This window comes from Ruegeria sp. N8, from assembly GCF_056531325.1.
In genome coordinates, this window is sequence record NZ_JBQFLQ010000016.1 from 1 (window position 1) to 21,172 (window position 21,172).

Here is a 21,172-nt window from a genome sequence, read left to right on the forward strand (position 1 = left end):
TTGGGATGGGACAGAACCCGCAAACCTATCTGAAGCCCGGCGACAAGATGGAGTTGGGGATCGAAGGACTGGGCGTGCAACGGCAGGATGTAAAGGCCAGCGCATGACCAGCATCACCGGCATTCGAACCGAAGACTTGCGCTTTCCGACCTCGGACAGTCTGGACGGATCGGATGCGATGAACCCCGATCCCGACTATTCCGCCGCGTATGTGGTGCTGGAAACCGATGGTGCGCATGAGGGCCACGGCCTCACGTTCACCATTGGGCGCGGCAATGAGATCTGCGTGGCCGCGATCAAAGCGCTTGGCGCTTTGGTCAAGGGTTTGGAATTGGAATGGATCACCGAAGATATGGGCCGCTTCTGGCGTTATATCACCGGAGACAGCCAGTTGCGCTGGATCGGGCCGGACAAGGGTGCGATCCATCTGGCTACGGGCGCGGTGGTAAATGCGGCGTGGGATTTGTGGGCGAAAGAGGCGGGGAAACCCGTCTGGCAATTGGTGGGTGACATGTCCCCCGAAGATATCGTGCGCCTGATCGACTTTCGCTATCTGACCGATGCGATCACCCCGGACGAAGCGCTGGCCATGCTGCGCGCCGCCGCGCCGGGCAAAGACGACCGCATCACCAAGCTGAAAGCCGAAGGCTACCCGTGTTACACAACCTCGGCCGGGTGGCTGGGCTATCCCGACGACAAGCTGCGCCGCCTGTGTCAGGAGGCCAAGGACGCAGGCTTTACCCACACCAAATTCAAGGTGGGCCGCGACCTTGACGATGACATCCGTCGTCTGACCATCGCCCGCGAGGTTCTAGGCGAAGACATAAACATCATGATCGACGCCAATCAGGTATGGGAAGTGGATCAGGCCATCGACTGGGTCAAGGCCCTGTCCTTTGCAAGCCCGTACTTCATCGAAGAACCCACCAGCCCCGATGACGTGTTTGGCCACAAGAAAATCCGCGAAAGGGTTGCGCCGGTCAAAGTGGCGACGGGTGAGATGTGCCAGAACCGGATCATGTTCAAACAATTCATCAAAGAAGGCGCGATCGACATCGTTCAGATCGACAGCTGTCGGATGGGAGGATTGAACGAGGTTCTGGCCGTCATGCTGATGGCCGCGAAATACAACTTGCCCGTCTGGCCCCATGCCGGGGGCGTGGGTCTGTGCGAATATGTCCAACATATGTCGATGATCGATTACATCGCGATCTCGGGCGAGAAAGACAGCAAGCGGATCGAATATGTCGATCACCTGCACGAGCACTTCGTCGATCCCTGTGTGGTGAGAAACGGGGCCTATATGGCGCCGGAAAAGCCAGGGTTCTCGATCGAAATAAAACCCGAAACCATCGAAGATTTCCGTTTTTCAGCGGAACAGGCGGCGGAATAAATGCAAAGGTCTGAACGAGTTCGGTAGACCGGCGAAGGTCTTCAAGCAACCCGAAGGAAATGCTCCTAAGGATGAACTTTTGAAAAACGGCCTTTGGGATCGCCCGTGTTCTTGCACTCGGAGAAAAGGCTGGTCTGGTAAAGAAGACTCTGCGTTTTTGGCCGTGTCCACGGGGCTTCAACACCATATCTTACAGCGGCTGTGCGTGTCGCCGAGCTTTTGTAAGAAAAGACCATCGACCGTTTCATGTTGAAGGTCTGCCCACCCTCGCAATTGAGCGAAGAGGCTGCGCTGAATGAGACGCTTTCGCTGGCTACAGTTGACACGACATTTGCCAGCGCTGCGTTCCTAGGTGAGTCTTTAGGCCCGGTTAGCATCTCGGGTTACCTGTCTACTCTGCGGCCTTATGGTCGCTGGAAAGCCCATGTGAACTTGGATCTGTTCAATAAGATGGCGGCTGAATACAAAAACATATCGGGCGATTCCGTATCAACGATCTCTGAGGACGCACCCTAAACACCCGCAACCACTGTGGCATAAACCGGGGCATTTCTCGGAAGGTTCAACCCCAAGAGCCGAATGTCATTCCATGTTCCGATGAACTGGTTGGGGTGGTAGGATTCCTTGCCGACCAATGATTAGACTCAGCTTTTCAGCTAAGCCCGAGAAATTGGGGCGAATTCGGGGCTCTATAACCGCTAGAGAGGTGGTTAACGGGCGCGACCTAGACCGCTAGATCAACAGCCCACTGGTGCTGAAACGACCGCTGACGCGTCGTTCCAGAGGGCTGACGTGGGTCGCTGATGCTGGCTGGTTGGGGGCGCGTTTGGGCAAGTGTAGCGAAGGACTGGTTAGAGCCCGACGCGGTCAATCGAAAGAACGGTCCAGGACTATGGGGAGCTCAAGCGTAATGCTCGCTCCTCTTTCGACTAGGTTGATTTCGACCATTCCTCCGTGGCGCCGCGCCACTGCAGAGACGATTGACAACCCCAACCCGCTGCCCTCGGAGTACTCCAACTGAGAAAACCGATTGAATGCCGCTTCGCTTTGGTCTGGTGAAAGGCCAGCACCATCGTCGGTCACAGTTAGGTTGACGCATTTGCCGTCACACCGCAGCACAACTGAGATTTGGCTCAACTTTGGGCCACCATGTTTGACCGCGTTATCCAGGAGGTTCTTTAGAGCCTCAATCAGAAAGACACGGTCGCCGAACACCGTGACCGCCGTCTCAGGCATCGTGACATCAAACTCGATGCCCTTTGCAAGGATATTAACTCCCATCTCAGCGCAGGCTTCTTCCACGACCGAGCGAAAGTCAATTTCAACCATTTGATTTTCGTGCGTCGGCTGCCTGAGCCTTTCAAGCGATAACAGCTGTTCCGCCACCGTCGCTGAGTTTTTTGCAGCCGCAACAAGCTCGGAGATGCGTTTTTCTCGGTCGCCATCCGTTTTCGCGTCCTGCAGCGCTTCGGCCATCGACTGCACGGCGGCCGCTGGGTTCCGCAGCTGATGTGCAGCTTCGGAAATAAACACTTGATGGGCGTTGATACTGTTTTCCACCTGTCCAAAAAGCCGGTTCAAGGTTTTGACAACTCCTTGAACTTCGACTGGGACAGCGCGCTTGATCTCACTGAGGTCATCTGGTGAACGCAGGTCTATTGCGTCCTGCAAATCCAACAACGGCCTAAGGCCACGAGCGACGCCGAACCACACCACAATAGCGAGGGTGGCCAGCAGAACGCCCATCAGAATTCCTGCGCGGATAGACAATTCATTCGCAAACGCATTGCGATCCGCCATGCGTTGCCAAACTGTAACTGTCGCATCTCCGATTAGATTGTCTATGGTCACGCGTTCCGTCATCTTAAGAACGCGCACTGGTTCTTGGCGGTAGAGCGCTTCGAAAAACTGCGGTTTGTACACCTCTTGAGCAGATGGGTTTGTGGCGGCCGGAGGGTACGCATAGCCAGTCACATAGATGCCGCCGGGGCCTGTTACGTGGTAAAAGATCTCTCCGCCCGACGCGTCGCGGATCATGCTGCGCGTCGTTGGTGACAGCGCATCACCCCCCGAAATCGCAACATCTCGCGATATGGCTAGGCCAGCAGATAACAGGCTGTCGTCGAACAATTCCTGCGCCGTATTCTGTGCAATCATAAAGCGCCAAAGACCAAGCAAGGCTGCAATTAGTACCAAAGGGGTTAGGATAAGAATGAAAAGTCTTAACCTGAGCGAGCCGTGATTGATCACTTCTGCACCTCAAGCAGATATCCCAGACCTCGGGCAGTCTTTATTCTAATACCGAGATCCTGAAGACGTTTTCTCAGCCGAGATACATGAGGTTCAACGGCCGAGGCCTCGACATCGGCACCCACGCCATAGACATAATCTGTAAGTTGGCTTTTGGGCACAATTCTGCCCCTACGCTCTAACAGGCATTCAAGCACAGCTATTTCCCGCCGCGGGATATCCATAACATTGCCCTGCACACTTACCTGACGTGCAGCGCGGTCGAATTCCAGGCCGCCGATGCTCTCTTTTGCTCCGTAGTCGAGGTCTTTGCGTCGAGAAAGCGCCCGGATGCGTGCTTCCAACTCGTCCATTTCGAATGGCTTAACCAGATAATCATCTGCACCCATATCCAACCCGGAAACCCGGTCGCTTGTTTCGGCACGTGCCGTCAGCAAGATCACCGGTACGCTGTCACCACGATTACGAAGAGATTTCAGGATCTCTAGCCCTGACTGTCCGGGCAAATTGATATCCAGAACAACTAAGTCGGCGCCCTCTTGCGCAAGATACAAGTCAGCCTCGTCGCCATCCGAAAGCACTTCTGCCGCATGACCGCGGTCACGCAGACGATAGGCAATAGCGTTGGCGAGGGTCTCGTTGTCTTCGACGATGACGATCCGCATCAGGGCTCCTGCAAGTTTCGCGCAAGGTTGGCGCTCCATGATTGCCAGATGGGATGGGGAATCAACCCCACAGTTCTATTTGCGATCACGGTGGTGCAGAGGGCGCTGGCGTGGTTGTCTGGTCAACAGGGAGGAACCAATGACCATTTCCAACTTCACCCGTCGGGCCGTCGTGGGGCTGATCGCCGCCGCCGGTATCGCCGCACCTGCCGCTGCCGAGGTCGATTTCTCCGGCAAGACCGTTGAATGGGTTATCCCGTTCTCGGAAACGGGCGGGTCTGCCAAATGGGCCAACTTCTTTGCGCCGCTTCTGTCGGAGGCTCTACCGGGTCAACCGACAGTTGTCGTGAAATTCATGCCGGGCGCTGGTTCGACCAAAGGCGCAAACTGGTTTCAGGAGCAGAGCCATGACGACGGGACGCTGCTGTTTGGCACCTCTGGTTCAACTCAATTCCCATATCTGCTGAGCGATCCTCGCGTGCGCTACGAGTACAACGATTGGATCCCGGTTATGGCGTCAGGAACGGGTGGTGTTGCCTATCTGAACGCCGAAGACGGAGCAAAGTTTGATGGCTCTGCGAACGCGCTGAAAGACACAAACTTTATTTACGGTTCGCAGGGCGCGACACGCCTTGACCTTGTACCGCTGCTGGCGTGGCAAATGCTGGGCATGAATGTTGAGCCTGTTTTTGGCATCAAAGGCCGTGGCGATGGTCGCCTGATGTTCGAGCGGGGTGAAGCCAACATCGATTATCAGACCTCGTCCGGCTATCTGGGTGGATCGGCACCTCTGGTTGAATCCGGTCAGGCTGTGCCGATGATGACTTGGGGTGCTCTGGATGCGAACGGCAACATCGTGCGCGACCCGACCTTCCCGGACATCCCGACATTCAAAGAAGTATGCGAAGCGACCGATGGCTGTGAAACCAGCGGTGAGGCATGGGATGCGTGGAAAGCGTTCTTTGTGGCTGGTTTCCCGGTTCAGAAGCTGGCCTTCCTGCCGGGTGACACGCCTCAGGAAGTGGTCGATGCCTACACCGCAGCGTTCCAAGCTGTGACCGAGCGAGGCGACTTTGCCGACATCTCCTCGAAGCGCGTGGGCAAATATCCTGTGTTTGTTGGTGACGGCTCCAAGTCGGCGCTGCAAACTGCGACAAACGTCGACGACAACGCCAAGGCCTATGTCCTGAACTGGCTCAAAGAAGCCTATGGTGTCGAGCTGAACTAAGCCCAAACACCACTGCGCGTGCCCCAATGTCGGGCGCGCGCTTTTCCAAACACAAGACAATTTATGAAAGGCGGCCGCTATGGAGGTTTTCGCCACCGCTCTTCCTGCGCTCAGTGATGCGTGGGGTCTGATCCTGCAACCAATTGTTCTGGGGTACCTTGTTCTCGGTGTCGTTATGGGACTGGCAGTAGGTGTTTTCCCCGGGCTTGGCGGTATTGCTGGTCTGTCCCTATTGCTTCCTTTCATGTTCGGCATGGACCCTATTCTTGGGTTGGCGCTGATGATCGGGATGGTCGCCGTTGTTCCAACCTCTGACACCTTTGCTTCGGTTCTTATGGGCATCCCCGGCAGTTCCGCCTCACAGGCGACGGTGTTGGACGGTTTCCCGATGGCGAAAAAGGGCGAGGCCGCGCGGGCATTGTCAGCGGCCTTTGCGTCATCGCTGTTTGGCGGTTTGGTCGGCGCAACATTTCTGACCATGTTTATCCTGATCGCGCGGCCCATCGTTCTGGCATTCGGTCTGCCCGAGATGCTGATGATCACCATTCTTGGCTTGTCGATGGTCGCTATCCTCGCCGGGCGTGTCCCGCTGAAGGGTGTCGCCGCCGCAGGGTTGGGCCTGATGGTCGGTACGATTGGCGAGGCGGACGCAGGCGGTTCGCTGCGTATGGCGACGTATGACATTCCTTACCTGACCGATGGTCTGAAGTTGGTCATCGTTGGCTTGGGTATCTTTGCGGTGCCCGAAATCGTCTCGCTGCTGCGACAAGACCGATCCATTGCCAAGGGCGCTTCGCTAGGGGCCGGTTGGCTGGATGGCGTCAAAGACTGGGCCGCGAACATTTGGCTGTCGGTCCGCTGTTCGATCATTGGCGTGGTCGTTGGTGTTATTCCCGGCCTCGGAGGCTCGGTTGTTGACTGGATCGCTTATGGCCATTCGGTTCAATCGACAAAAGACAAAAGCAACTTCGGAAAGGGCGAAGTGCGAGGCGTCATCGGGCCGGAAAGCTCGAACAACGCCAAGGAGGGCGGGGGGCTGGTTCCAACGCTGCTGTTTGGTATCCCTGGCTCGGGTTCAATGGCGATCTTTATCGGCGCTGTCGCACTGTTGGGATCTGGCGATATCGAGGTCGGGCCTAGCATGCTCAAGGACAATCTCGACATCACTTATTCGATTGTCTGGTTGCTGGCTCTTGCCAACGTAGTGGGCACCATCCTGTGTATCGCTGCCTCGGGCGGGATCGCCAAGCTGACCACGATCCGTTTCACCTATCTGGCGCCGTTCCTGTTCATGCTGATCAGCTTTGCGGCGTTCCAGTCCGGTCAGAATTTCGAAGACCTGCTGGCTCTGTTCGTCATCGGTCTGATCGGCATTTTCCTGCGCCGTTTCGACTGGTCGCGCCCGGCCTTTCTGATTGGGTTCGTGTTGTCCAACCCGGTTGAGAAGTTCACCAACCAGGCGTTCCAGATAGCCTCTTTCCGCTTCCGCAAAAGCTTTGGTGAGGGGATGGAGTATGTCTTCAGCCCGATCGTTATCGTACTGATCGTGGTCACCGTGGTTTCGGTTATTCTGGGCATTCGTCAAGCCAAGATGATCATGGCCGAAGGTGAGGTCAAATCCGGCAGCAAGCGCGCGCCGCTGATCTTCCTGCTGGTGATCATGGCTTACCTGATCGTGGCGTTGATCAATGCCAACATGATCCCTGACTACAACATGACCGACAAGATCATCCCGCTGGTGATCGGCAGCGTGTCGCTGTTTTGCTGCGTCATCCTGTTGATCCAAATGATGCGGCGTCCCGAGGGCGATGCGATCTTTGCTGACAAAGAACTCGCCGGTGAGGATGCGAGCGCGCCGCATGGACTTTGGTCGACCCTCGCATGGTTTGCAGGTCTGATCGCGGCCACATGGGTTGTAGGATTCATCCTCGCCCTGATCGGTTTTCTGATCGCATTCTTCCGCATTCGCGCCGGGTCCAGTTGGCAGATGACGCTGCTCCTGACGGCCTGCGGCATCGGTTTCATGTGCTTCATGGCCGGTGCCCTGAACCGGGATTTCCCGCCAGGTCTGCTGCAAGACATGGTGAACCTGCCATGGCCGCTCAAGTAGGCACTCCACGGCTGCCCGGCCTGCCAATTTGGCGGGCCGGGCGGGGCTGAAATCATAAACTTCAACGGTTTGTAAAGGAGGGTTCGCAATGACCCAGACAGCAATCCCATATGTTTTCATGCGCGGTGGCACGTCCCGAGGGCCATATTTTCGGCGCTCTGATCTGCCCGAAAATTTGGACACTTTGGCCGATGTTCTTGTCGCTGCCCTCGGGGCTGGACAAGCACTCAATATCGATGGGATCGGTGGTGGAAACGCAGTGACGACCAAAGTGGCGATGTTATCCGTCAGCGAAGACGACTGGGCGGATATCGACTATTTCTTCGCGCAGGTTTCTGTTGATGAGAAGCTGGTTGATTTTAAACCTACTTGCGGAAACATCCTCTCAGGAGTCGGTCCAGCTGCGATCGAAATGGGTTTGTTTCAGCCCACCAGCGACGTGACCGAGATTCGCATTCGCGCAGTTAATACAGGCGCCCGTGTCGTTGCCAAAGTGCAAACCCCGGACGGTGAGTTGGTCTACGAGGGCGATGCGGAAATCGCCGGAGTTCCCGGTCACTCTGCACCGGTACAACTGAGTTTCATGGGCGTTGTGGGTTCGGCAACAGGTGCATTTCTGCCCACTGGAAATTTGCGCGACACAGTGCAGGGGATCGAGCTGACGTGCATGGATGTCGCTATGCCGATGGTGATAGCCCGGGCGGCCGATTTTGGACTGACAGGATATGAAAGCGCCGAAGAGCTGGATGCCAACCTTGCTTTCTTTGATCGGATGGAGGCCGTGCGGATCGAAGCCGGGGAACGGATGGGTATGGGGGACGTATCGAAATCGGTTACTCCGAAATTCGGCCTGATGGCACCCGCCAGAGAAGGTGGAACCCTTGCGGTTCGGTATTTCATGCCATGGAAAACTCACCCGACAATGGCCGTCACGGGCGCGCAATGCATGGCATCTTGCGCTTTGACGCCCGGAACCGTCGCCGACGGGTTGCTTGATCGCCCGGATTCAAGCCCGGCAGAAGTTGTGTTGGAGCATGCCTCAGGCAAGATCGACGTTCTGGTGGACTTCTCGAATGACGGGGAGTTCAACGTAATTTCTGCCGGTTTGGTGAGGACTGCGCGTAAATTGGCGGATGGGCATGTTTATGTTCCGGAATCCGCGTGGAACGGTAGTTGAAGTGGGAACCTCTAATTGGTATACAATAGTATACATAATGAGGATATCACGATGGACGACTATTCGGAATGCCTTGATATCGCGCGTCAGGAACTCAGGCTGGCGCAGTCGGCTTTGCGAAAGGATATCGCGGAATACCCAACGCCAATTGCCGGGTGTGATGAGCAATTCAACCATCTGCTGGATCAACGCGAACGCGTTCGCAATGCGCTTGAAGCACTCGACAAACTTAATTTTGTGCCGACGCCAAGAAAACTGAGCACCGAGTAGGCTATAGGAAGTCGATGAAAGTTCATATTCTGGATGATTGGTTTGACACACTGCAGGGCCTTCCTTGTTTCGGAAAACTGTCGGACCATAATGTGAAGGTCTGGAAAGATCATGTCGAAGATACCAGCGAGTTGTCCACACGCTTGCAGGAGGCTGAGGCGCTGGTTTTGTTTCGCGAGCGTACCAAGATAACCCGCGATCTGATAGAAAATCTTCCAAACCTGAAAGTGATCAGCCAGCGCAGCGTGTATCCGCACGTCGATGTGCAGGCATGCTCGGATAACGGAGTGCTGCTGTGTTCGAACATGCATGGCGGGACGCCCTCATATGCCGCAGCCGAACTGACATGGGCACTAATCATGGCCGGGATGCGCGACTTGCCTGCGCAGATGGCATCAGTCAAAGCGGGGCATTGGCAGGCCGGGGTTGGCAAGACCCTGAGAGGGCGGCAGTTGGGGCTGTATGGATATGGCCGTATAGCCCGCGCTGTTGCTGGCTATGCCGAGGCATTCGGGATGAATGTTGTCTGGTGGTCTTCGGATGAAGGCCGGGCACGCGCGCAGGCCGACGGCGTGCAGATTGCCACAAGCCGCGAAGCGTTCTTTGCCAACTGCGATGTTGTCTCAGTCCACGTCCGCCTGAAGCCCAACACGAACGGTATCATCACAGCGTCAGATTTTTCGCAGATGCAACCGGGCGCGATGTTTGTGAACACCTCCCGGGCCGGGCTGATCGCTCCGGGTGCTTTGTTGGATGCGCTGAACGCCGGTCGCCCGGGGAAGGCCGCAATTGATGTCTTCGATACCGAGCCGCTCACCGACCCGAATGACCCTTTGCTATCGCACCCGAACCTGATTGCGACACCGCATATAGGTTTTGTGACTGAGGACGAATTCGACCTGCAATTCGCAGATATTTTCGATCAGGTGAACGCCTATGCTGAAGGTGCCCCTATTCACATGATCAACCCCGAGGTTTGGAGCAGCGCAGGATAAGATTGGCCGCTATAGGCGCGCCGATGATAACCAGCACGATCCTTGTCAGATGGTGGGTGATCACAAAGCCCAGATCCGCACCCGAAACGATGGCCAGCACTGTCATCTCGGCCTGTCCGCCGGGGGCAAAGGCCAAGAAAGCCTCGACCGGTTGACCGAAGCCCAGCGTGGTGACAACAGCAGTGAAAGCGGCTGCGAGGATCGCAAGGACGATGACATAGGCGACGCCCGCTGCAACCACCCGGCGGAGTTCGACCCAAGTGACGCCCACGAACTTCACGCCTATCCCACAGCCAATGAAGAATTGCGCTGCAAGGATGGCCTCGCGCGGTGGTCGGGTATGAATGAAATCCCCCAGTGATAGGGCTGCCGTCAGGATCATTGGGCCGAGGATAGATGCCCCGAACAGTCCGATCCGCTCACCGCCTTTCCAGCCTATAAGGGCGGCCAGTACCATCAGCGCCAACTCATGCATCGGCAGGTCGCGCGCAGGCTCTCCGATTGGGTTGGTGAGTTGAGCATCGTAGAACACCGTCAGAAACAGCGGGGCCAGCGTTACGATGATCAGCACGCGCGTACCGTGGATCAGGGATAGCGTACGCGGGTTGGCGCCAGCTTCGGTTCCAAAAATGATCATGTCCTGCAGTCCGCCTGGCATGGCAGCGTAAAACGCCGTCGTGGAGTCAAACCCCCAAAACTTGCGAAAGAAAGGCACTCCGACCAACGCGATCAGCAGGATGAAGATCGGGACCAGTGCGATAGACGCCGCCATCTTCGGCAATTCTACAAACAGGGCAGGGGTTATCGAAGCCCCAACTGCAACGCCGAGTATGGTGCGCGCTGCAACCGAGACCTGACCAAAACCTTCCATTGGGGCATGCGCCAGGGCGGCTATGAGACACGCGCTCATTGGGCCGAACAGAAAGGGTAGCGGCAGATTCAATGCCCAAAAAATGCCGGTGCCCAGCAGTGCAAGGACCAGTGTTACGGCCCGCTTTGTCAGGAGAGAAGGTGTTTTGTCTTGGGTGGGCAAGGCGCGGCTTCCAACAATATTGACTCGCTTTGTATCCAAATGTATACAACTGGACGCAAGAAGACAAGTGAGTGCTCGATGACCATTCAAGACGACCCCTTACAGCCTGGCCCACAAGGCAATTCTGCGTATCAGCGCTTACTGGACGAGATTCGCGAGGGCACACTGCTGCCTGGCGAACGCCTGCGTGAGATTGAGCTGTCAGAACGATTAGGGGTCAGCCGCACACCGGTGCGGGAGGCTATCCGTCAGTTGGAGGCCGACGGGCTAGTCACTCATGTGCCCCGGCAGGGCGCAACCGTACGCAGCCTCGATTACGCAGAAGTAATGGAACTCTATGAGATGCGCGCGGTGCTCGAGGGAACTGCGGCCCGTTTAGCAGCGCGTGCTGCGTCGGATGTCGAATTGGACGAGTTGGGCGTTTTGAACGATCGCTTGGCCGAGGCAGGCACCGGCTCGGAGGCGGCTCGGATCAACCGGATTTTTCACGCCACACTTTTGGATGCGGCAAAGAATCGGTTTCTTGCCAAGTCTATGTTGTCTTTGCAAAAAGCGCTGTTGATCCTTGGGCCATCTCAATTGCTGGACGGTGATCGGGCCGAGACAGCAGTGGCAGAGCATAAGCGTGTCATGGCTGCCTTAAAGGCCCGCGATGGTGCAGCGGCTGAAACAGAGATGCGCGCGCATATTCAGGCCGCACAACGGATGCGTATTCGGGCGTTGCAAGAACGCGACCGGACAACCGATGAAAATCAATAGGTAGACAGGATATGGCAACCCAAAAGGAAGCTTATGATATCGCTGTGATCGGCGGTGGGAATGCAGCCCTTTGCGCGGCGATGACTGCTGCCGAGGCAGGCGCCCGTGTTCTGATCCTCGAGACGGCACCAAAACCCTATCGTGGGGGGAACTCACGCCATACGCGCAATTTTCGTTGTATGCATGGTGCTCCTCTGGGCCCTCTGATCGAAGAATATAGTGAAGATGAGTATCTTGAAGATCTGCTCAAGGTCACTGGCGGCAAAACCGACGAACATCTTGCTCGCCTCGCGATCCGAACCTCCGAGGAATGCCTGCCGTGGATGGAAGAACACGGCGTGCGGTTCCAACCCTCTCTGTCCGGGACATTGTCGCTGGCGCGGACCAACGCGTTTTTTATGGGGGGCGGGAAGTCTCTGGTGAACGCCTACTACCGCACAGCGGCAGCTTTGGGCGTGGATGTTCTTTACGAAGCTACCGTGACGCATCTTGAGCTGAACGGCGACCAGATTGAATGGGTCGACTACACCTATGAAGGCCAATCTCATCACATCACGCCCAAGGCCGTCATCGTTGCCTCGGGCGGGTTTCAGGGCGACACGGATTGGCTCACCCGTGCATGGGGCGAGCCAGCAAAGAACTTCCTGATCCGGGGGACGCCCTATAACCGGGGGGTTGTGCTGGCTGATCTGTTGGATCAAGGCGTCGAGAGCGTTGGCGATCCAACCCAATGCCACGCCGTCGCCATTGACGGGCGGGCGCCGAAGTTCGACGGCGGCATCGTCACCCGTTTAGACTGCGTGCCGTTTTCAATCGTCGTGAACAAGAATGCCGAGCGGTTCTATGACGAGGGCGAAGACGTCTGGCCCAAACGCTATGCGATTTGGGGGCGTCTGGTTGCCGCGCAACCGGATCAGGTAGGCTATGTGATCATCGATGCGAAGTCGCTGAACCTGTTCATGCCCTCGGTGTTCCCTCCGCTAAAGGCGGACACCTTGGAAGAGCTGGCTGAAATGATGGACCTGCCCGCCGACAAGCTGAAGGCGACCGTTGCTGAATTCAACGATGCATGCGGCGACACCAGTGGATTTCACCCAACTGAGTTGGACGGGGTCACAACCTCGGGTCTGACGCCACCCAAGACCAACTGGGCTCGTCCGATCATCGAGCCTCCATTTTATGGCTACTCGCTACGCACCGGTGTGACCTTCACCTATCTGGGCCTGAAGGTCGACGATACGGCTCAGTGTTCGACTCCCAGCGGCAAGATCAAAAACCTATGGGCCGCGGGCGAGACGATGGCGGGTTCGATCCTGGGGCAGGGGTATCTGGCCGGCTTCGGCATGACCATCGGAACCGTTTTTGGACGTATCGCAGGACGTGAGGCTGCAGCCTATGCAAACTGATCTTATTCAAGAAGCCCGCCGTCAGGCAGAGATCTGCAACGCCTGTCGCTACTGCGAGGGTTATTGTTCGGTCTTCCCGTCGCTGCACGCGGAACGCGCGTTCTCGGATGGGGACATCACGCAACTGGCCAACCTGTGCCACAACTGCAGGGGGTGCTACTACGCCTGTCAGTACACAGCTCCGCACGAGTTTGACCTGAACCTGCCGAAAGCTCTGGCCGAAGTGCGGCGGGACAGCTGGGAAAGCTTCGCTTGGCCGCAGCCTCTGGCGCGCCGGTTTCACACACACGGCGGGGCCATAGCCTTGGCGCTTGTAATCGGATTTGCCCTGTTGTTCTGGGCAATTCGTGCCATCGGATCAAGCGGAGGAGAGGGGTTCTATACCGTCCTGTCCCACAATGCGATGGTCGCAATCTTTGCGCCCGCATTCCTTTTGCCACTCTTTAGCTTGGCTATCAGCCTGAGGCGCTATTGGACGGAGGTTGGTGGCAAACCTATCCAAATGTCTGATCTGATAGCTGCGTTCAAACGCGCTGGCAAGATGCAGGACTTGGCTGCAGGCCACGGCGAGGGTTGCAATTTCGAGGACGAAGACCGGTTCAGTCAGGCCCGACGCCACATTCACCAAGCCATCATGTACGGCTTCCTGCTGTGCTTTGCGTCGACCTCGGTGGCGACGATTTTGCACTACGGGTTTGGGTTGCACGCGCCCTACGGGTTTTGGTCGTTGCCAAAACTGTTCGGGATTTCGGGCGGTGTGTTGCTGACAGTGGGTTGTGGAGCGATGGCTCTGCTTAAGCAAAAGTCGGATCGCGAGCTTGGCGACCCGTATGCATGGGGTGGGGACATCGGTTTTATCCTGTTACTCGGTTTTGTCGGCCTCAGCGGGCTGGTCCTCTACGCCCTTGGTTCGACTATTCTGATGCCCGCGCTGCTTGCCATCCACCTTGGATCGGTTCTGACATTCTTCCTGCTGACGCCCTACACTAAGATGGCTCATGGCTTCTATCGGCTCGCGGCTTTGGTCAGAGACGCGCAGCGGAAGAGAGAGTTGTCAGGTGTTTGCTAGTAAATTTCTAGCGCTAAAGGAGAAAAAGAAGTCGCAATTGAAGCGCATTTCGATGCGATCGCAGGTTGGCTCAACCCGTTTGGGCGATCAATTCTCTGATGGTGCTCATGACGTCGGCAACGTGATCTATGTCCAGTGCTGCGGCATGCGGGTTTACGAAAGCGCCACTGTCATTGTCGAAATAGGCCCCTGATGGGTCAGCAAACCGCGCGCCCAGGGCGGCCTCGATCAGGATATCCGCACCGATGTTCATGCCATTCCCGGCAACGCCAAAGCCTTCTTGCACCATTTTCGAGGCCAAAAGTGATCCGGGATTTACCGCGACCATCACAGGCGCATCAGCTTGGGATTTGGCTCATTCCCGGGTCGCCAGCTTGCTCTGAGAATAGACTTCCATATCCGCCAGCGGCACGTTGCCCTGCATGACCCTGATGTTCACCGGGGCTTGTGCGGCAGATGAGAGGTTCACGACACGCCTGTTTGCTGGAATAATCGGCTGCAGCAAATCGGTCAGCAGGTACGGTGCAAGAGTGTTTACGACAAAGGGGATGTGCAGTTCGACTTGATCGAGGGAAGCTATGATCTGGCACTCAGGAAGCCTCCTTGGGAAGCATAAGCTAAATTAGGGCTGGGGGAATTTAGATATCCCAACGCCAAGGTCGAAGACAGGCGCTAAGCGGTCACGCCTTGTGCAGTCGCGAAAGTCTAATGTGTCCCGCAACTTGATCTTTGGCCTCCAAATTTCTCAGCACCGCCTACGAACGGCGGATATCTTCGTCGCGTTGCAGTACCGAAGACAGCGCACTTGCAGCGATTTTCGTGCTGCGAACGCGCTTAGCGAGAAATTGGCAAGTCGGCTGGGGGCTCAGGGCGGTCGTTCGTCGAAACTTCGTGAGCGGCCACTTTGCGGACTTTGCGGACGTTTCTGATGTCATAGTGCAATCTGTCAGGGTAAACGTATTTCTGCGGTCAAGCTGACTCTACAGATGGTCGTTCATAGCAAAAGGACTCTTCATGCCTCACGTTTCGATGGAATTTTCTAAAGGTATTGAAAAAACTTATGATATTCAGTCGGTGTGCGACCAATTGTTTGACGTCCTCGCTGATCAGGATGTATTTGATCCACCAACAATAAAAATTCGAGCAACTTCAGTGGAGTTCTTCCGTATTGGGACCGAACCTCAGACGTTCGTTCATGCAACTCTCTTACTTATGGACGGTCGCGACGAATTGACCCGAGCACAACTCAACACAACAATTGCCGATTTACTGAGGAAGGTTCTCCCTGATGTTGGGAGCATAACGGTTCAAGACGTCGAAATGACTCTTGCCTCGTATGCTAAGCGCTTACTGTAAACCCTGGCTGATGCCGAAGCTTGGCAGCAATGGGCTCGGTGCATACGTTCGGCAGAATTCAGTGAATGTCTGCTGCGCGAACGAAGTTGACGTTCAACAAATCTAAGTGAAGGTCCGCATACTGTTCAAAGCCCCACAACATACTCATACTAGTGGTCAGAGAAAAAACTCTGCCCGTTCCACTACCCAAACCATTGCGACCAGACTTGCGCACGCAGCAACAACAGTGCGAGAACCAACCCAGATACGCCCTGGTTGTTTGCGCAGCAACAAAACCAACGGCCAGACCAATAAAACGATCATGATTTGTCCAACCTCTACTCCAACGTTGAAAGCTAGCAAGCTGTGCCAAACGTTTGGTGCATCGACACGTAGAATTTGGTGCAACATGAAGGAGAAGCCGAACCCGTGCAGCAAACCAATCCCGGACGTGATGGCAAAGGCCTTCAGGTCGCCATGTCCTTTCTCAGGTGGCCAAACCGCCATTGCAGCTGCGTAGATTATCGAAAGCGCTATTGCCAATTCGACGGTTGGGATGAACCATGCTCCGCTCGGCGTGAAACCAAAAAAACCCAAAATCAGTGTCACCGTGTGGCCCAAGGTAAAGCCTGTGACGCGGGCGAGAAGGCTGTGCAAGTTTAGCGCACCGATGATCATGCAAAGCACAAACAGAACATGATCGGGACCTTCCAAAATGTGCCGAATTCCCTCAGCAAAAAAGGTCGAAACGGCTGCGGTCGCTGATCCGGAAATTTCGACCGGGGTATGCATCAAACCCCGCGCACGATATGTTCGAACATCCTGCCCGTTATAGTCGAGGATTAGGTTCGCCGTATCATCTTGTCCAGGAAGCCCCGGATATGACGTATATGACAAACTGTATGCTCCTACCTCTCCCGTCACAAAGCGCAGGTGCACGTCAACCATCACCTCGCCAACATAAATCTCCTCATTGATTGTAAAAACGTCCCTAGGCGCAAGTGCCGAGCGCGCCTCATTGAGCGTAGCAAATCCAGGTTCCTGCCCCAAAGGATGCAGTCTTATCGAGACGATTTCGGGGGTTTGTCGATGACCGTCGATAGACAGCACAAGGCCGTTTTCAGCAATACGAGCCAAGCCGGTTGGATCTTTGTGCAACGCGGCCTGATCCAAGTAGTGCATGAGCACGCCATCTTCGATCTGATTGTATGTGTATGGAGCTGGTTTGGGCAAACCGTCCGGGCCCTCGGTACCGACGAGTTCCGCCACCAAATAAGGCATCGGAAGGCGTAAATAGACATCAAGGCCATCTTCCGAGTGGGACACATGGTGAATGCGAACATTCTGGTTTAGATTGAAATGCGCTTCTGCTCTACCTGCACACAAAAAGATCACGGAAAACAGGAACGTGGCAAAAAACAACCTGGCGACAACCACTGAATTACCCTCCTGTTTTGGCGCTGATAATCGTCAGGTCGTCAAGCATCCAATGGTCGCCATGCCGCGAAACGTCGAGCAAACCTCGATAAGAAACCGCTTGCCTATGCAGGTGCCCCCAATGACCTCCGCTTACGCGAGCTGTCCAACTGGCCAGGGCCTGATGCCGATTTCTTTCTTCGCCGGGCGTGAAACTCTCGACATTCAGGTCTGAAATCGCTTCGACGCGAGCTATGGCGCCAGAGGGTAACGTAACTGACAAACCACGACGCATTTCTGCTTGAACCTTGACGCGATTAGTTGCTTCGACATATGTCTCCATCGCCGCTAATGCACTATCATCCCGCGTCTCAAGCATCGTGGTTCCGATATTGGCCACCAGCCCTTCCACGACTTGACGCGATGCGATTTCATCCGACTCAGGCGCTGACGACGGGTTGTTCAGCGAGTATGTGACAATCGCGGCGGCACCGAATGCCCCGGTCAGGCCAAGCAAGATCAGACGCTGGCCGTTTGTGCGCTGCAACGAGAAATAGGCGCATATCAAACACAGAAAACCTAAGCCGAACGCAAGCGAGGGCACCTGTGTTGCAGCCGCGACTTTGACGACGACTGGGCTTGTCTTTGGGTTGGTCCAAGTTGTCAGGTAATTGTTCCAACTTACAACGGGATCGGATGCATAAATCTGCGAGGGGACCGCCCCTGCCGGATCTGAAAGGGTGATCGGAATAACATCCAAACCAACTGGGAAAAGCTCCCATGCCAGATCAACTCGGTTCGGCAAAGTCGAAACCGGATAGGAAAGGACGACGCCCAGTAACATCGTCTTTCGGTTTGCCTCGGCTTGATCCGGAAGAACACGCAAACCTTCGGCACCAACTTTGATACGCGAGACCTGCACCGTTTCCGGTTTCATCGGCTTGCCATCGACGGCGAGAGGGTTTCTCGTCTCAAAAAAGTCCGAGACGTCAGACTTGATCTTGATGACATCATCTCTGGTCAGTCGGTCAGCATCTCCAAAGTCCAACTCCGCCCAAGTCTCATAGTCTTTCAAGCGCAATATGATCTCGTGCCGGACGACACGCGGCTCCATGGCCAGAAACGACATCATCGGAGATTTGTGGTGACGGGTAAGGTTTGGATTCTCAAACTTGCTAAACCAAGGATCATCCCAATCTGGCAGCATCGTTTCGGCCTGAGAAAGGTAGCGATAGTCTGTCACCGGAACACCCATGTGCTCGGCCACAACACCAAGTGAAGCCAAGGGAATCCCGTCTGGACTTAGGGGGGGAATGAACGTGATCTGTTCCGGCTTGCCATTGAACGGAAACTCCATGTCCACGTAGACGACATTTTCGCTACGCGGTCGCGGTCGATACAGAGCGCTCGCTGCCGTTTGCCGAGAAATTCTGGGGCGCACATCAATCGTATTCGTTGTGCTGATCAGTTTCTCTTCGTCTGCCCAGATCTGAAGGTTTTGCCCCGTACGCCCAGCCAGTGACGTTCCCGAACCATCATCTGGAATGACGAATATGGGATAGTCGTTCAAATCGACCTCAAGGAGAACCCGCACATGATCAGACTGCACCGAAAGCTCAACAAAGTTCGGCGCCGTTTCCCCGCCATAGGGGGACACGAGGTCCGCAATCGATTGGCTTGCCCCAAACGCAAGACTCGCAAGTACTGAGCCCAACCGAACCCATGCTTTGCTGTATTCGCCAATCTTAGAAATGAAACGCGACGGCAGCATAGATACCATTCTGGTCCACATCATAGGCAAACTCCCCATCCGAACGGTCGGTGGAAAAGTCGATTCCATAGAACTGATAGCCAAACCGCAGAGACGTGTTTTCCCAGCCTTTCCAGTCAAACCCAGCCACAACCAGGTATTGCAGGTCATCGCCATTCACACCGAAACCACTCAGTTCAGCCCGGCTGGCGAAATTCCATTTGTCGTTGATTTCCGAGATATATCGAATTGCGATCATTGGCTCGAGCCATTCTTCTGTCCCACCCAACGTCATACCTGGGCCGGGGCCTGCTAAGTCGATTTCTTGTTTGATCCGGTTCCACTGAACACCAATTGCGGCATCCGCGGCATAGCGTTGGCCCGAAGTATTAACCCCGTTCGCAAACCGGTAAGCGCCCTGCACGTTGGCAAAGGTCTGCCGGACATCAACATCAACGTCCACCCTGCCACCAGGTAGAGTTCCATCTCCGCCAAGCTTTACGTAGTAAACTTCTGAAATGATCCCGAAGTCGCCGTTCCAGCCCTCGTAACGTACTGAAGCTGCACCTTGCAGCACGTCCAGCACCTCGCTCAGGTTCAAGTCTAAATCGACGCTGGTTCCATCTATAGTTGATGTGCCCGTCGTGCTGAGCGGAAGAAACAAATAGGGCGTGATTGAGTGTCGCCAACTGCGGTCATCATCTTCAGAACGCGCAAGTGACTGGGCGTTTGCTGCGTTGGATATAGCGACAAGCGACCATCCAACGCAGACCAAATAGCGAGTAATCAATGAGGTATGTTGCATAGAGATTTCCGATCAGAATTAAAAGAACCGGCGCGTTATTAAGACGCGCCGGTCAAATTTGACTTTATTCATCGCCCGGATACGGGAACTCTTGGCCCAACACTTCTGACGCCTCCTCGTAGATCGGACGCAAAACGTCATCTACGTCGTCAACACCCCCGAGTGTGAACTCTGAGAACGTGAGAACATCTTGCGGCACACCAGCTTTTTCAGAGAAATTAACCCGATCCTGCATGTCCGGTGCCTGCGCCGGAGCAGCCAAAGGCGGTGCCCAAGTTCTTTCTTCAGTTGCGGCCATGCGGATGGTTATGTCGTCCTTGGTGACGTTCCAAACCATAAAATCGTCTGCGAGACTGAGCGGGCCGTCGTAAGTTGACCGAATACGCTGGTAGACCGAGTTGACGGTGTCGAAATCGTTGAAAAAGTGATACGCAACGGCCATTCGTGGTTGGATGTCGCTCATTACCTTTCCAAAGGCTTCAGGTGCTGTGTGGACTTGGGTCCCAACCAGCAGTGCCGACTCAGGTGTAAACTTCATCTTGGTGACCAGTTCAGGTACGGCGATGAAACACTCGTGAATCGCGAGATCTGCGTTGTTTGCGTACTCCTTGAACCATTTGTTCGGATAGGTGTCCGAGCTGAAGACAAACTTCAGCCCATTCCACTCCAAAGCATAGCTAACCGAACCATCAATCGCGTGGATTGCTGGGAAGGAGCGGATCGTTACGCCATTGTTTTCGTAGACCACCTGGTTTTCACCTTTGTAGTCGAATTCGTTGATTTCCAAGCTGTATCCGCGAAAATCAGTATTGCCAGCACGCGCGGCGAGGTCCCAGGTCAACATCCGTCGCCTGTTTTCAAGCGCATAGGCTGTCCCTAACTCTTCCACGGGACCGCTTGGGCCCCAAACCCGCAACGGAACATTCCGCCCCATCAATGCGCCGCCGATGAACAAGTCATGCAACGCGCCGAAATGGTCAGTGTGAAGATGACCGATGAAGACCTTGTCCAAATAATTGTACGGGATTTGCAGGGAAGAAATTCGCTCGGCCGATCCCGAGCCAATGTCGAACAAGAACTTGTCTCCGTTGCCCAGTTCCACAAGGAAACACGCAGCAGCCTGAGCAGCCCGCGTTGTCGGCATTCCGGTTCCACACGCGATGACCCGCATTTCATCTTCAGCGAGATCTTCTGTGTTGGGGTAGTACACATCGCGCGGGCGATCACGGACCATTGTCGGTGAGACTTCTTCTGTTTCCTGCGCGTATGCTGCCGAAGGGGCAATTAACTCGATGACTGCTTCAGTGACAGCTTGTGGAGAAACAGCCCAAGCGCCGAAAAGCACACCAATTGCGAAATGCTTAGTCAGTCTTCTGTAGTTCATTTGACAGGCCATGTGTCGTCCTCCAATCGCTTAGTGACGTGGCAAGCGAGAGAAGCGCCAGGGTGCACATCAGCCCGCTGTTATCTCTATCACACTGACACTTATCGATAATGCATGTAAGTGACTC

The 21,172-nt window shown here is 55.3% G+C and carries 18 protein-coding genes and 1 pseudogene; 11 read left to right on the forward strand and 8 right to left on the reverse strand.

Annotated elements, in window-relative coordinates:
* A pseudogene (locus tag ACR0C5_RS18715) lies at window positions 1-107 on the forward strand (2-hydroxyhepta-2,4-diene-1,7-dioate isomerase); the annotation flags it as partial.
* Window positions 104-1,393, forward strand: a complete 1,290-nt coding sequence (locus tag ACR0C5_RS18720; RefSeq protein ID WP_170775679.1) for an L-fuconate dehydratase — start codon at window positions 104-106, stop codon at window positions 1,391-1,393. The pseudogene ACR0C5_RS18715 and the gene ACR0C5_RS18720, both read left to right, overlap by 4 nt.
* Window positions 1,394-2,260: 867 nt before the next feature.
* Here ACR0C5_RS18720 and ACR0C5_RS18725 read toward each other — a convergent pair.
* A complete protein-coding gene (locus ACR0C5_RS18725; protein ID WP_331252153.1) occupies window positions 2,261-3,643 on the reverse strand; it encodes a sensor histidine kinase in 1,383 nt (460 codons plus the stop codon).
* The gene (locus ACR0C5_RS18730; protein WP_170775675.1) at window positions 3,640-4,308 is read right to left on the reverse strand and encodes a response regulator transcription factor; all 669 of its coding nucleotides are present in this window, start codon (window positions 4,306-4,308) and stop codon (window positions 3,640-3,642) included. Before ACR0C5_RS18730 ends, ACR0C5_RS18725 begins: the two co-directional genes overlap by 4 nt.
* A 139-nt stretch (window positions 4,309-4,447) precedes the next feature.
* On the opposite strand from ACR0C5_RS18730, the gene ACR0C5_RS18735 reads away from it, so the two are divergent.
* The 5 genes from ACR0C5_RS18735 (at window position 4,448) to ACR0C5_RS18755 (ending at window position 10,088) form a co-directional block, all read left to right on the forward strand.
* Complete coding sequence (locus ACR0C5_RS18735; protein WP_480878378.1) at window positions 4,448-5,536, forward strand: tricarboxylate transporter; 1,089 nt, start codon at window positions 4,448-4,450, stop codon at window positions 5,534-5,536.
* Window positions 5,537-5,615: 79 nt separating this feature from the next.
* Window positions 5,616-7,646: a tripartite tricarboxylate transporter permease gene (locus ACR0C5_RS18740; protein WP_480878380.1), complete on the forward strand. Its 2,031-nt coding sequence runs from the start codon at window positions 5,616-5,618 to the stop codon at window positions 7,644-7,646.
* Window positions 7,647-7,734: 88 nt separating this feature from the next.
* Window positions 7,735-8,823, forward strand: a complete 1,089-nt coding sequence (locus tag ACR0C5_RS18745) for a 4-oxalomesaconate tautomerase (protein WP_480878382.1) — start codon at window positions 7,735-7,737, stop codon at window positions 8,821-8,823.
* A 51-nt stretch (window positions 8,824-8,874) separates the two neighbouring features.
* On the forward strand, window positions 8,875-9,093 hold the full coding sequence (locus tag ACR0C5_RS18750) for a hypothetical protein (protein ID WP_170775669.1): 219 nt from the start codon (window positions 8,875-8,877) through the stop codon (window positions 9,091-9,093).
* Window positions 9,094-9,107: 14 nt separating this feature from the next.
* On the forward strand, window positions 9,108-10,088 hold the full coding sequence (locus tag ACR0C5_RS18755; protein ID WP_480878385.1) for a D-2-hydroxyacid dehydrogenase family protein: 981 nt from the start codon (window positions 9,108-9,110) through the stop codon (window positions 10,086-10,088).
* On the opposite strand, the gene ACR0C5_RS18760 is transcribed toward ACR0C5_RS18755, so the two are convergent.
* The gene (locus tag ACR0C5_RS18760) at window positions 10,057-11,121 is read right to left on the reverse strand and encodes an AbrB family transcriptional regulator (RefSeq protein WP_170775665.1); all 1,065 of its coding nucleotides are present in this window, start codon (window positions 11,119-11,121) and stop codon (window positions 10,057-10,059) included. The two genes, ACR0C5_RS18755 and ACR0C5_RS18760, sit on opposite strands and share 32 nt — an antisense overlap.
* Window positions 11,122-11,199: 78 nt before the next feature.
* On the opposite strand from ACR0C5_RS18760, the gene ACR0C5_RS18765 reads away from it, so the two are divergent.
* The 3 genes from ACR0C5_RS18765 to tcuB are packed head-to-tail and all read left to right on the forward strand — an operon-like array spanning window position 11,200 to window position 14,355.
* The gene (locus tag ACR0C5_RS18765; RefSeq protein ID WP_170356258.1) at window positions 11,200-11,880 is read left to right on the forward strand and encodes a GntR family transcriptional regulator; all 681 of its coding nucleotides are present in this window, start codon (window positions 11,200-11,202) and stop codon (window positions 11,878-11,880) included.
* 11 nt (window positions 11,881-11,891) lie between these two features.
* Window positions 11,892-13,286, forward strand: coding sequence for an FAD-dependent tricarballylate dehydrogenase TcuA (gene tcuA, locus ACR0C5_RS18770; RefSeq protein WP_480878387.1), 1,395 nt, complete (start codon window positions 11,892-11,894; stop codon window positions 13,284-13,286).
* Window positions 13,276-14,355: a tricarballylate utilization 4Fe-4S protein TcuB gene (gene tcuB, locus ACR0C5_RS18775; protein WP_480878389.1), complete on the forward strand. Its 1,080-nt coding sequence runs from the start codon at window positions 13,276-13,278 to the stop codon at window positions 14,353-14,355. Before tcuA ends, tcuB begins: the two co-directional genes overlap by 11 nt.
* 70 nt (window positions 14,356-14,425) lie before the next feature.
* Here tcuB and ACR0C5_RS18780 read toward each other — a convergent pair whose 3' ends face one another.
* Complete coding sequence (locus tag ACR0C5_RS18780) at window positions 14,426-14,686, reverse strand: hypothetical protein (protein WP_174839534.1); 261 nt, start codon at window positions 14,684-14,686, stop codon at window positions 14,426-14,428.
* Window positions 14,687-15,369: 683 nt separating this feature from the next.
* Between ACR0C5_RS18780 and ACR0C5_RS18785 the strand changes: the two genes are divergently transcribed.
* Complete coding sequence (locus tag ACR0C5_RS18785) at window positions 15,370-15,711, forward strand: 5-carboxymethyl-2-hydroxymuconate Delta-isomerase (protein WP_480878391.1); 342 nt, start codon at window positions 15,370-15,372, stop codon at window positions 15,709-15,711.
* 156 nt (window positions 15,712-15,867) lie between these two features.
* Here ACR0C5_RS18785 and ACR0C5_RS18790 read toward each other — a convergent pair whose 3' ends face one another.
* From ACR0C5_RS18790 to gntH, 4 genes are all read right to left on the reverse strand, one after another.
* A complete protein-coding gene (locus ACR0C5_RS18790) occupies window positions 15,868-17,127 on the reverse strand; it encodes a HupE/UreJ family protein (protein WP_480878393.1) in 1,260 nt (419 codons plus the stop codon).
* Window positions 17,128-17,131: 4 nt separating this feature from the next.
* Window positions 17,132-18,946, reverse strand: a complete 1,815-nt coding sequence (locus ACR0C5_RS18795) for a hypothetical protein (protein ID WP_480878395.1) — start codon at window positions 18,944-18,946, stop codon at window positions 17,132-17,134.
* Window positions 18,852-19,661 carry a hypothetical protein gene (locus ACR0C5_RS18800; protein WP_480878397.1) on the reverse strand — a complete coding sequence of 270 codons (810 nt, stop codon included), beginning with the start codon at window positions 19,659-19,661 and terminating at the stop codon, window positions 18,852-18,854. Before ACR0C5_RS18800 ends, ACR0C5_RS18795 begins: the two co-directional genes overlap by 95 nt.
* A gap of 64 nt (window positions 19,662-19,725) precedes the next feature.
* Window positions 19,726-21,057, reverse strand: coding sequence for a guanitoxin biosynthesis MBL fold metallo-hydrolase GntH (gene gntH, locus ACR0C5_RS18805; protein WP_480878399.1), 1,332 nt, complete (start codon window positions 21,055-21,057; stop codon window positions 19,726-19,728).
* Between the last annotated feature and the right edge of the window lie 115 nt (window positions 21,058-21,172).

Coding starts and splice junctions, on each gene's coding strand:
- ACR0C5_RS18720 (WP_170775679.1), top strand. CDS start 104: ATGACCAGCATCACCGGCATTCGAACCGAAGACTTGCGCTTTCCGACC.
- ACR0C5_RS18730 (WP_170775675.1), bottom strand. CDS start 4,308: ATGCGGATCGTCATCGTCGAAGACAACGAGACCCTCGCCAACGCTATT.
- ACR0C5_RS18735 (WP_480878378.1), top strand. CDS start 4,448: ATGACCATTTCCAACTTCACCCGTCGGGCCGTCGTGGGGCTGATCGCC.
- ACR0C5_RS18740 (WP_480878380.1), top strand. CDS start 5,616: ATGGAGGTTTTCGCCACCGCTCTTCCTGCGCTCAGTGATGCGTGGGGT.
- ACR0C5_RS18745 (WP_480878382.1), top strand. CDS start 7,735: ATGACCCAGACAGCAATCCCATATGTTTTCATGCGCGGTGGCACGTCC.
- ACR0C5_RS18750 (WP_170775669.1), top strand. CDS start 8,875: ATGGACGACTATTCGGAATGCCTTGATATCGCGCGTCAGGAACTCAGG.
- ACR0C5_RS18755 (WP_480878385.1), top strand. CDS start 9,108: ATGAAAGTTCATATTCTGGATGATTGGTTTGACACACTGCAGGGCCTT.
- ACR0C5_RS18765 (WP_170356258.1), top strand. CDS start 11,200: ATGACCATTCAAGACGACCCCTTACAGCCTGGCCCACAAGGCAATTCT.
- tcuA (WP_480878387.1), top strand. CDS start 11,892: ATGGCAACCCAAAAGGAAGCTTATGATATCGCTGTGATCGGCGGTGGG.
- tcuB (WP_480878389.1), top strand. CDS start 13,276: ATGCAAACTGATCTTATTCAAGAAGCCCGCCGTCAGGCAGAGATCTGC.
- ACR0C5_RS18785 (WP_480878391.1), top strand. CDS start 15,370: ATGCCTCACGTTTCGATGGAATTTTCTAAAGGTATTGAAAAAACTTAT.
- ACR0C5_RS18795 (WP_480878395.1), bottom strand. CDS start 18,946: ATGGAATCGACTTTTCCACCGACCGTTCGGATGGGGAGTTTGCCTATG.
- ACR0C5_RS18800 (WP_480878397.1), bottom strand. CDS start 19,661: ATGCAACATACCTCATTGATTACTCGCTATTTGGTCTGCGTTGGATGG.
- gntH (WP_480878399.1), bottom strand. CDS start 21,057: ATGGCCTGTCAAATGAACTACAGAAGACTGACTAAGCATTTCGCAATT.